The 9,402-nt window shown below is 41.2% G+C and carries 8 protein-coding genes; 1 reads left to right on the forward strand and 7 read right to left on the reverse strand.

The genetic code is table 11. From position 1 onward, the window contains the following. Positions 1-210: 210 nt before the first annotated feature. The 4 genes from F7734_RS59240 to infC form a co-directional block, all read right to left on the reverse strand. Positions 211-654, reverse strand: a complete 444-nt coding sequence (locus F7734_RS59240) for a Crp/Fnr family transcriptional regulator (RefSeq protein ID WP_155753506.1) — start codon at positions 652-654, stop codon at positions 211-213. 75 nt (positions 655-729) lie between these two features. Then, the gene (locus F7734_RS59245; RefSeq protein ID WP_155753507.1) at positions 730-1,125 is read right to left on the reverse strand and encodes a four helix bundle protein; all 396 of its coding nucleotides are present in this window, start codon (positions 1,123-1,125) and stop codon (positions 730-732) included. A gap of 142 nt (positions 1,126-1,267) precedes the next feature. Continuing rightward, positions 1,268-4,261: a HEAT repeat domain-containing protein gene (locus F7734_RS59250; protein WP_155753508.1), complete on the reverse strand. Its 2,994-nt coding sequence runs from the start codon at positions 4,259-4,261 to the stop codon at positions 1,268-1,270. Positions 4,262-4,587: 326 nt separating this feature from the next. Further along, positions 4,588-5,121 carry a translation initiation factor IF-3 gene (gene infC, locus F7734_RS59255; RefSeq protein ID WP_038089910.1) on the reverse strand — a complete coding sequence of 178 codons (534 nt, stop codon included), beginning with the start codon at positions 5,119-5,121 and terminating at the stop codon, positions 4,588-4,590. Positions 5,122-5,607: 486 nt separating this feature from the next. Between infC and F7734_RS59260 the strand changes: the two genes are divergently transcribed. Beyond that, positions 5,608-6,516 (forward strand): alpha/beta fold hydrolase, encoded by a 909-nt coding sequence (locus F7734_RS59260; protein ID WP_166482826.1) that lies wholly within the window; start codon positions 5,608-5,610, stop codon positions 6,514-6,516. Positions 6,517-6,651: 135 nt separating this feature from the next. Here the strand turns inward: F7734_RS59260 and F7734_RS59265 are convergent, their stop codons facing one another. From F7734_RS59265 to F7734_RS59275, 3 genes are all read right to left on the reverse strand, one after another. Next, on the reverse strand, positions 6,652-7,014 hold the full coding sequence (locus tag F7734_RS59265; protein WP_155753509.1) for a phospholipid-binding protein: 363 nt from the start codon (positions 7,012-7,014) through the stop codon (positions 6,652-6,654). 499 nt (positions 7,015-7,513) lie between these two features. Beyond that, positions 7,514-7,834: a hypothetical protein gene (locus F7734_RS59270; protein ID WP_155753510.1), complete on the reverse strand. Its 321-nt coding sequence runs from the start codon at positions 7,832-7,834 to the stop codon at positions 7,514-7,516. Between the two features lie 389 nt (positions 7,835-8,223). Beyond that, positions 8,224-9,141 carry an ion channel gene (locus tag F7734_RS59275; protein ID WP_155753511.1) on the reverse strand — a complete coding sequence of 306 codons (918 nt, stop codon included), beginning with the start codon at positions 9,139-9,141 and terminating at the stop codon, positions 8,224-8,226. Positions 9,142-9,402 lie beyond the last annotated feature (261 nt).

Raw genomic sequence — 9,402 nt, forward strand, 5'->3', positions numbered from 1 at the left:
TTAAGGTAGGTTGGGTTGAGGAACGAAACCCAACATTTATCAGCATTTGTTGGGTTTCACACACGGGTTTACCCAACCTACAAAAACGCTTATCCGAGCAGTATTGGGTTAGGGTGGGGTAACACTAAATCTAAAACCTCGGTCTATTAGCTATTTCAGACTTGTGTATATCATAGCTTAAAAAGGGGGCCTATGCGTAAGTCCTATTTATCAGTGATTTCTTGTACCCATAGCATTAAGTTTCTCATTTAACTCCCGAATGCGCCGTGATAGCACACCAATAATATTCACCGCAATTTCAGGAGTTTCTTCTATAGCATCGTACAGTTGCTCTTGTGTGAGTTCCAAACAATCACAAGGTTCTAAAGTTGTTGCAGAAGCAGAACGGGTTTGGGCATCAAACACTGCCATTTCACCAAAAGATTCTCCTTTAGGAAAAATAGCTAATTGTTGATTTCCTATATGAACTTTCACGCATCCTGAAACGACTATATACAGCGATCGCCCTTGTTCGCCTTGCCTAAAGATGGTGTAATTGCTAGGAAAAGATAACTCATCCATCACTGAAGCTAAACGAACAAGAAAATCATCTCGTAATTCTTTGAAAATTGGTACTCTTCGGACAAACAATAAACGGTCAACGCTAGTTAACATGGTGGATAGTGGTTAGTGGATAGTGGTTAGTGGATAGTGGTTGGTTGTTAGTGGTTAGTGGTTAGTGGTTGGTTGTTAGTGGTTAGTAGAACTTCGCTTGTTATTTTTAGAGGCGGTTTCAAGATATTTTAGATATGCATTTAATTTAGGTGATAATTCATCAAGAATTGGTTTGAGCTTATCTATTTGTTCAGTTGTCAATAATTTGCGAGTATATGCTCGCCTCAACCAATATCTTGTCTCATGTAATGAACCTCTGGCAATTTTTACAAAGCGTTGATTATCCTGAAAATTATGACGACCAGTACCTTCTGCAATATTAGCACCAATACTATCAGCAGCACGTATAATTTGCTTGCCTACAGTATCTTTTTCCAATGCCTCCCAATGTATGACAATATTCCAAATTATATCTGCCAACTTTTCCGAAAGTTGAAAAACTTGTAAATCCTCAAAATTTGATTTTTCCATATTTCATTCCTACCACTAACTACTAACGACTAAATATGTACAGGCTTAAAGCCGCCGTGTCCCAACTAACCCCTAACAACTAACCCCTAACAACTAACCCCTAACAACTAACAACTAACAACTAACAACTAACAACTAACAACTAACAACTAACCCCATATTTTGCAATAAGACGCTTGATTTGAGAGGCAACAAGGGGATGTGGATCGTTTTTTAATTGGGGTATAAGTTCTAGAAGAACACGGCGAGAAACTACATATAAGTATGAGATCGCTGCTTCTCTGACATAACCTGTAGGATGGCGCAAACTCTCTAAAACTTGTTCGCTGGTTAGTCGTATGCGGGAAACTCGCGCAAAATGGAAACAGCACGCCAAGCACCAATCGGACAGCGACTCTTTATCTATTATTAAACTTCGTGTTCGATCGCCTAATTCCATTTTTTGATATTCAACTATGCCTTTTTCTACAATTTTTTGCAGTTTTTCCTTGGGCGATCGCTTATCTAAAATATTCAGTAACACAGATTTATTAGGTAACTTTACAGTATGGTCTAATATCTCCAAGCCTCTTGCCCAATTTTTTACAGATTCCGATCTAAGATTAAAGGCTACTGCTTTAATTATTTCAGGAGAATAAAGTAATTCTAATAGGAGTAACAATCGTTCTTTGACATCAATTTCTAATTCTAAAAGAGAGCGTTGGAGTAAATCACATACAGTATTCAATTGGTCACTAAATTGAGAATTTTTTAGCTTGTTTCGGGCATCAAAATCAATGTAAGCGGCGTAAATATAACCTAAAAATTGTAATTCTTTATCAATTAATCTTTTGACCTTATTTTCAAGCGTCTTATCTAATAAACTGACAATTCCCTCTTGTTGATATCTTTTAAGTAAGGTACGGAGTATATGATACCTGGTTGTACCTTTGGAAGTTTCCAAATATTGCCATAAAGCATCTATTGCTTCCGAGGTAGAGATTTGTCCGATAGTCCGCCAAGCGTACATCCGCACAACTTCTGGTTTGTAGATGTTAGTGGCTAAGCTAACTAACATGGGTAGGGCTTCATTTTCTAAATGCACGAGAGATTGTATGGCTGTACTTCTGGTTGATTTGTAGTAAAGCCCACTCAGTAATGCTGAATAATATTCTTCTAAATGGGTTCCTGCAATCATTTCTAGGACTGCACACCGCACGCGTAAAGATTCATCCTGTAATAAGTTGGGAATGTAAATCCGTAGTTCTTGTAAATAAACGGCTTCTGATAGCGCTTTGACTGCATTGACTCGCAAGCGTTCATTTTTATGAGTTAGCATCCGCCGCAAAATATGTATTGCTTCAACTTTTTGCATTGGCGTCCCATACCGCAACAAAAGGACGGCTGCGGTTGCTTGAATGACGGAGTGTTGTTGGTGTTTTAAATACTCTTCTAGTTCGGCAAGATTTGGATTTGATTCTGCAAGCCATAGGTAGCGCAAGGCAAGAGCAAAAACTTGGGCGGCGACTCTTTCATTGGGTGCATCCAATAACGCCCGCACTTCTGGTAAGTAAGCAGGATTTGCACCACCTGCAAGCATGACTTCTAAACTGTGAATTTGTAATGAAGGTGGTAATTTTAGAAGCAGGGGGGCTAAAATTTCCCCTGCGCCTTTAGAGTCAATTTGAGATAAAAGTTCAATACAGGAGTGTTTATCTGCTTCTGTACCTTGTTCGCCTAAAGCTTTGATGACGGCTTGCTTGAATGCACGTAAATCTACATCTGCACCACTTAGATGTCCCCTTCCTGCACTAAAGACTAGCAAGTTAACGTAGCGCGATCGCATGACTAAAACAACACCCAGACAAACTAAGGCAACAGCGATTGTTTCTGCAAGCAAAATGAAGTTGTGTTTGGAGAGTGTAAATGATGTGGCAAACCAGAAGGAGACTAGAATGAAAACTCCCCCTATTCCTGTTGCAAAAGCTTCTGCTATACCGCCTGATAGTGCTTGTACGTAGCTGCGTATTTTGTCTGGAATTGGTTGAAATAATAAGGGACCGCTACTTGTGACTAAGGTGTAGCGTAGAAGTTCATCTGAGAATTTAAGAATGACCAAACCCCATAAAAATTTTTGTGACTGGCTTCCTGGAAGAAAATTGAGAAGCGCGATCGCAACTGGCATGAGAATGCCTACACTTAATGGTAAAGTGGCAGCACTAAAAAAGACTCCAAAACGTTCGAGAACCCTGCTAGAAATAAAGACCTGCATCACCAGTTCGCATATTCCCGTAATACCACCTAAAACACCAAGAAAACTAGCAATGTCTTTACCTTCAAAGTTTGACTCTAACTGAGTCAGATACTGAAAATCTACTAATACACCAATAAGGTGCAGCAGGGTAAAAAAACCAAATAACAGGAAAGCATATTGCTTGAGTGGATTGGAAAGGTGGCGTCCTTGAGAGTGACGGACTTCTGGAACTTCTCGTAATGGAGCATCGGGGAAAACTTGTTGGTAGTTTCTACTTAAATGCCAGAGGATGAGTGCCCCCAATGTGATAAACACCCCAGCAAAGGGCATAATCACGTTTTCCAACCCGACAAAGATTAATAAAAAAGGTAGGCTAAAGCCACTAATGACATCAGCAACTAAAAGACCACTGCTAACCAGTGGGTAGGCACGTTTAATTTCTCTAATGTTAAATAACTGATTGGCTGCTATGGAGGTGTTGAGTTCGTTAACGACATAAAAGGCGTCTACCCAAAGCCTGAGGAGAAATATGGTAATAACTCCTAAGTAGGGAAATTGCATTCCCCAGTTGAAGACAACAAGTGGCACAAACATACAAGGTGCGATCGCCACTATAATCTGACGCAAGGGGAAAATTTGTTGCAACCAAGAGTATAAATATACCAACAAAGTTCCATTGACTGCACTGGCTATATAAATCCAAGGTAGGTGCTGCGCTCCATATTTATCTAGAAATAAAGCTACCGTACTATCTTCAGACCAGCGCAATCCTATTGAAGTTGCTGTATAAAAAGCAAACATAAGCCAAGTGCGATCGCTCTCCTCAGGGCGAAGATTCACCCATTGTAGGAGTCGTGTTGGAACACCTTTATTTGGAGTCCACAAGTGATTTTTGAGTTCCATGCATCTTAATTAATGGTCATTGGTCAAGTGTCATTGGTCATTAGTCAAGTGTTATTGGTCAAGTGTCATTGGTTATTAGTCAAGTGTCATTAGTTACTAATTAAATGACAAAGGACAAATGACAGTCCCCATAGCAAAAGTCCCAAGCAACTGAGTATAGTTTGCCCACTCAGAGCTCGGGACTATCAGCATATGCATGATTTGTAAATTAGGGTAGGCAATGCCTCACTATCGATATAGGTGGGCATTGCTGTAGGGCGAGGCAGAGCCTCGTGGACTGCATTCTGTGGCTGAGCCTGGGAACGAGAGAATACAAAATCCAAAGTTTATTTCTTCGGGGAAATCAGCATCATCATATTTCGCCCTTCTTTCTTGGGCGCTTGCTGCACTTCACCCACTGATTCCAAGTCTGTTGCCATTCGCTTGAGCAGTTCTTCGGCCATATCACTGTGCTGAATTTCTCGACCTCGGAACATCACAGTCGCTTTGACCTTATCACCATCTTTGAGAAAACGCTCTGCTTGTTTGACTCGCACGTTGTAGTCGTGTTCTTCTATTTTGTAACGCATCTTAACTTCTTTGACGTCAGCCGTGTGCTGCTTCTTTCGAGCCTCTCGCGCCTTTTTCTCTTGCTCAAACTTGTATTTCCCGTAGTCCATAATCCGACAAACAGGCGGGTCTGCTTTGTCACTTAACAGCACAAGGTCAAGTTCTTTTTCCTCGGCCATTTGCAGTGCTTCCTGGGGTGTTAAAATTCCCAGCTGAGCGCCATCAGTGTCAATAACCCGAATCTTCGGGAAGCGAATACGTTCGTTAATTTGGGGCAGATCGCGATTTCTTTTCTTTTCAATCACAGACATGGATTTTGTGGGAGCTGTTGTTAAGAATTTGGTAAGGTTGTTAGTAGTACGCGTCAGAGAAAAAATACTAAAATAACTGAGAATTGACAAAGAAAGCCATAGTTCTAGATTAACTATATCTATAGCGAGTTTTCATTGTCATCCTTTTATCTGTCCTCATTCTACCCACTCTAAGACGATTTCTGTCTTATCGTTAATTTAAATTACACCACAGTAGTATTATTTAACGATCGCTACAGCTTTTGTCAAGCTATTGACATTTTCTCTTACCGTGTATTAACGGTATTATCAAGTTTAAATTATACAAATATTTGTTTTTTATTATGTATTCCCTATAACTGGCTTTTGACAAAAATAAGTGGATGCCCGGTTAACGCAGGAGATTTGGTTTTTCTCTAATATAGAATGTATATAGAAACTACCCTCAAGCGGCACCGTTTGGCGATCGCTTACACAGATATTTTGCACGATGAACTGGACAGGCACGTGAATGTAGTACACTGGGAGCAACGAATCGGAAATCAAAGAGACTGGGTTTGGCGGGGTTGGCAAACGCGTTATACTTATATCCGTCAAAGACATAGCGATGGCAAAACAACCCCTGTGATTTTACTACATGGGTTTGGTGCCTCTATTGGTCACTGGCGACACAATATAGAGGTGTTAGGCGAACACCATACAGTATACGCTCTTGATATGTTAGGGTGGGGCGCTTCTGAAAAAGCCCCAGTAAAATACAGCGTACAGCTTTGGGTAGACCAAGTTTACGATTTTTGGAAAACCTTCATCAACCAACCAGCCATCTTAATAGGTAATTCTCTTGGTTCGCTGGTTTCCTTCTCAGCATCTGCCGCCTATCCGGATATGGTGCAGGGATTGGTTATGATGAATTTACCCGATCCCTCATTGGAACGAGAAGCTTTACCTCCTATATTAAGACCCGTTGTAGCAACCATCAAAAGTTTTGTTGCTTCCCCACTGTTACTTCAGCCCCTGTTTAATGTCATCCGCCGACCTAGTGTAGTACGTCGTTGGGCAAGTCTTGCCTATGCTAACCCAGAGACTATTACTGATGAACTGATAGAGATTTTAACAGGTCCACCGCAGGATAGAGGTTCTGCTCGCGCTTTTACTGCCCTGTTTAGAGCTACTATAGATGCAAACTTTGGCCCTAGTGTCAAAACCGTCTTGCCAACTTTACAAATTCCAATGTTGCTAATTTGGGGACAAAAAGATAAACTTGTTCCCCCTGCACTTGCCCGTCAATTTGCCCAGTACAATGAGAGGTTAGAGGTACTGGATGTAGAGAACGTGGGGCATTGTCCTCATGATGAACAGCCAGAATTAATCAACCAGATAATTTTAGATTGGTTGAAACGAATCAGTAACCAGTAACCAGTGACCACCTGACCAATTACTCGTACCATCAAAACCTCTTAATTCAAAGAAATTGATTCATGATTTCAATCCCTTACTTTGAATTATGAAAACTCACGCACCGCTAATTACTGGTCAGGTGGTCACTGTTAACTAGCCTACTGTAACTTGACTCGTGTCAACATTTGTTGCACCGTTGACTGAACTTGCTACAGAGACCATTTTTTGCAGAATGTCTTGGCTGGGAACTTTGCCCTTTAGGACTACGGTGCTACCTGTTTGAGCTACCCAAAGAGTATCGATATCATCCAGTTGATTGTCTTGGTCAAATGCAAGAGCAACTCGCTTAGCTAAACCGCTTTGATCGTATTCTCCATTTAATCCCACACGTTCGGGGGGAACTGTTTCAGTTGTTGCAGGAGTTGCAGAACGAGTTTGTTCTGCTGGCTGTGGAGTGGGATTCACTTGTGCGTTCTGTGGTTTTTCTAATCCAAAAAGTCTTTTTAACCAACCCATATACCTTTTCTTCCAAGTTACTTATTCTACCTAGATAAGGATACTAGACTTGGTGAGAAAATATCCTCTATCTGTAAAGTTATTTGCACTTAAACGAGTTTATGCTTACAGTATGATTTATGGAGCTTAAAAGTATCAGAACTGTAAGTTCGCTCCTGATTGAAGGGTGAGAGGAATTAATGCCTGACAGGGTAAGGAAAAACCATCAAGTAGTTAAGCTTTAATGTCGGGAGTAGGGGACTAACACCCATACTTAGAGACGTAAGGCTATTAGTATTCCAATGGACTACGGACTTAATGAATTGCAGGATCTTAGGAACAACACCAGCACCAGAGCCAGAGCCATTAGCAGAAAGAACAGCAGCGATTGTGATGTGGAAGCGCGATGTTGATTTCTATAAATGTGTTTTCGTCTAATCATAAAATAAATAGCTGAACGAGGGTTTGCTCGCGTCTTCTATTGGAATACGAGACACACCCTGACCACATCTGTCAGGACTTACGCTTTAGGAGCTGGAGCAGGCTCTAGACCGAGAGTCTTAGCGAAGAGGTCACCGATGCTGTCAGATCCCGTTATAGGTAAGCTGCCGGGTCCTCCCGTTATATCTATAGGTAAGCTGCCGTTTCCTCCCGTTATGTTGATGTTGCTAATACTACCTTCTCCTAGTGTCGGACTTAATAGCGCACCTAAGGTGAAAGCAGCGTTGCCCCCAAAAGTTCCCCATATTTCCCGATCGCTTAGTTCATCAAGAAAGCTTTCAGAATCTTGAAACAGTTCAGCGCCTGCAAGACGCAATTCATTAATTTCGAGTCGTGGCATTTGATTTTTCTTGGATTAATGAAGATGGAATAATTTAGTTTTTAAGTAAACTTTGGTAAAATGCGCCTACCATTTTGGAGAGATTGAGCTCCTTTATTGAGATTACAATTCAAAAATTGGTAATTCAAGCCCTTGAAGCTACTTTATTTAGAACTATTGCGAGTAATTATTTCTCTATCTTGAAAATAGGGGTGCTTCCGTTTTGTGCGATCCGACTGTCTTCCGTTAGCGCTTACGCGATCGCTACACCTAAAGAGCTTGTAGTCTGTTTGAATACGACTAGGATCTTTCTCAAAAATATCCCACCTCCAGGAATCACGCGCTAGAGGCGGTTTATTTGAGTTATAGAGATTCATTTTGGTCGAACATTAGCTGGAGTTACAAATCTATTAACAACCCCCCAATCCATTCCTCTCTTCATCCAAAGAAACAACATCATGAAACCGGGCATAGTTGATACAGCGCCTGCCATCCTTTGTTTTCCCTAAAATATCGACAAACCTCATATTCCAAATAATTTCCTCGGATATGTAAGAGTGACGGGCGTGGATTGTTTGAGATACAGTTTCATCCAGCCCTGTTAAAGTAATCACAACTTCCATTTCATCTTCTACCATCTCCTCCGATGTCACTCCATAGAGAGGGCTATTCTCATCAATAACGTGCATGACTGTCCAAGTTAAGGCAAAAAGAGGGGATTGACTGCGAACAAGAGGCATATCGTAAAATCGTCGCATTACGTCACCTTCTTTGGTAATTTCAGTTCGTGCTAAAGTAACCCGGACTTGTGCTTCTAGTATTAAATTTTCTCGTTCGTTAGCAACCCGAAACATGAGAGTTGGGGCATTATTATATGGTGTAATAACCGCAATATTGCTAAACAGGACTCGTGCTCTAGGAAGAGAAAATCTAGCAAACATTAACCCACTTCCCATTGCCAATCCGATCAACCCCAGTAGTGATTCAACTGTGACTAAGAAGTTTGCATAAGGTGTTTTAGGATACATTGCCCCATAGCCAATTGATGCCATTGTCTGAACACTAAAAAAGAAGGCATCAAAGAAGTTACCCGGACGTGCATTTTCTATCCCATCGCCTCCAAGAATATATGCAAAGGCAAATAGGGCGTTAGCTATGACATAGCCTGCGCTAATCAGTAATAATGTGTAATACCAAGGAAGAGTGAGTAGCAAATGGTACGGATCGTGCCAATGTTTGTGAGAAATCCCTTTACGCACAACGTTGAAACTTCCATGCCGATTCACCATGCGGCGGCTGACTGGGGCTTTTCGACGGGTTGTTTTCATTGGATTAATTAGGGTAGCAAGAACCGAGGAGCAGCAATTTTATTATCTGATTAAGAGGCTTCTAAATAAAAAAATTCTAAAATTTCTTGTAGTGGCATCTTTTTACTTGTGTCTGCGTCTCGACGGTTAAATAAATGACTTTTGAACCGCAGAGGCGCAGAGAGCGTATATCTAGTTCCCTCCCCTTTCCAAGGGGAGGGTTAGGGTGGGGTAATTCTCTCTCGGTCTCCTGCACCCCACGCGTTTTAAGAAGCGTTCTCG

This window comes from Scytonema sp. UIC 10036 (assembly GCF_009725235.1).